Annotated in this window: 1 protein-coding gene; it reads left to right on the top strand. The window is 74.0% G+C overall.

What is annotated here, in order from left to right; translation table 11 throughout:
* Nucleotides 1-63 precede the first annotated feature (63 nt).
* On the top strand, nt 64-1,317 hold the full coding sequence (locus tag ACFUVW_RS20845) for a beta-ketoacyl-[acyl-carrier-protein] synthase family protein (RefSeq protein ID WP_430573200.1): 1,254 nt from the start codon (nt 64-66) through the stop codon (nt 1,315-1,317).
* Nucleotides 1,318-1,359: the final 42 nt, after the last annotated feature.

Below are 1,359 nucleotides of genomic sequence, written 5' to 3'. Positions count from 1 at the left end.
ACCCCGGCCCGCCCGGCAACCTGAACCACCCGTACCCGCTCTCACCTCAGGAGTGACCCACCCATGACTGCCGCACCCGCCTCGCGCGACGTCGTCGTCACCGGCCTCGGAGCCACCACCCCGCTCGGTGGCGACGCCCCCAGCACCTGGGCTGCCGCCCTCGCGGGAGAGTCGGGCGCGCGCACCCTCGACAACGACTGGGCGGAGAGGTACGGGATCCCCGTCACCTTCGCCGCCACCCTCAAGGTCACTCCCGACCAGGTCCTCTCGCGGCCCGAGACCAAGCGCATGGACCCGTCCACGCAGTACGCGATGGTCGCCGCCCGCGAGGCCTGGCAGGACGCCGGCGCCCCCGAGGTCGACGGCGAGCGGCTCGGCGCCGTGGTCTCCTCCGGCATCGGCGGCATCTGGACCACGCTGGACGGCTGGGACACCCTCAAGGAGCGCGGCGCCCGCCGGATGCTCCCGATGACCGTCCCGATGCTCATGCCGAACTCCCCCGCGGCCTACGTGTCGCTCGAGCTCGGCGCCAAGGCCGGCGCCCACGCCCTCGTGTCCGCCTGCGCGTCGGGCGCCGAGGCGATCGGCTACGGCGTCGACATGATCCGCGCCGGCCGGGCCGACGTGGTCGTGTGCGGCGGCACCGAGGCGACGATCCACCCGATGCCGATCGCGGCCTTCGCCGCGTCCCGCACGCTGTCGCTGCGCAACGACGACCCGCAGGGCGCCTCGCGCCCGTACGACGTCGACCGCGACGGCTTCGTCATCGGCGAGGGCGCCGCCATCGTCGTGCTGGAGAGCGCCGAGCACGCGGCCGCCCGCGGCGCCCGCGTCTACGCGGGGATCGCCGGCGTCGGGCTGTCCGCCGACGCCTACCACATCACCTCCCCGGACCCCGAGGGCACCGGCCAGGTCTCTGCGATGCGCCGGTCGCTCGAGGACGCGGGCGTCACCTCCCGCGACGTCGTGCACGTCAACGCGCACGCCACCTCCACCAAGGTCGGCGACCTCACTGAGACCGCGTCGATCCGCACCCTCATGGGCGGCGAGGCCGACCACGTGCGCCTGTCGGCGACCAAGTCCATGACCGGCCACCTGCTGGGCGGAGCCGGCGCCCTGGAGACGCTCTTCACCGTCAAGGCGGTGCACGAGCGCCTCGCCCCGCCCACGATCAACGTGGCGAACCCGGACCCCGAGCTCCAGGTGCCGCTGGTGCGTGCCACCCCGGAGAAGCTGCCCGACGGCGACATCGTCGCGCTCAACAACTCGTTCGGCTTCGGCGGGCACAACGTCGCCCTCACGGTGACGAGCGCCTGACCGACCCGGAGGCACGACGACGCCCCGCCACCTCGCAGGAGG

The sequence above is a fragment of the Isoptericola sp. NPDC057391 genome (assembly GCF_042668085.1).
Taxonomy (GTDB): Bacteria; Actinomycetota; Actinomycetes; order Actinomycetales; family Cellulomonadaceae; genus Isoptericola.
Note: the sequence above shows the minus strand (reverse complement) of the source record. Positions and strands in the feature narration are given on the sequence as shown.

Coding starts and splice junctions, on each gene's coding strand:
- ACFUVW_RS20845 (WP_430573200.1), top strand. CDS start 64: ATGACTGCCGCACCCGCCTCGCGCGACGTCGTCGTCACCGGCCTCGGA.